This window comes from Lacisediminihabitans profunda (assembly GCF_008040105.1).
GTDB lineage: Bacteria > Actinomycetota > Actinomycetes > Actinomycetales > Microbacteriaceae > Lacisediminihabitans > Lacisediminihabitans profunda.
Window position 1 is genome coordinate 1 of record NZ_VRMG01000078.1, and the last position, 301, is coordinate 301.

Sequence of the window (301 nt, forward strand, 5' to 3'; positions counted from 1 at the left end):
AGAGAGCAGGCTGGCGCCCACGGTCCGCCGCCGAAGCGCGCGCGCTCCCCCGCCGAAGTGCGGCGCCACGCCCCGGATCACCACGAAAGCGCTCGCCCAGGCGAGAACGGTCACGACGATCGCGGCGAACACCGGGGTCGAGAGCCTGCCGGCAGTGCTGACACCGTCCGATGTTGTGGTCATGTGCCCACGCTAACCGTCGCCACCGCCATTCTTCCCGCGGAATCCGGACCTGACCGTTTCCGCCCGAAGGTTGTCCCTTAAGCGCCGCCGCGGCATCCGCATCTCCCCGCGCACCACC

1 pseudogene is annotated in these 301 nt (G+C 70.4%); it reads right to left on the reverse strand.

The window, feature by feature from the left end:
• Positions 1-183: pseudogene (locus FVP33_RS19125) on the reverse strand (EamA family transporter); the annotation flags it as partial.
• Positions 184-301: the final 118 nt, after the last annotated feature.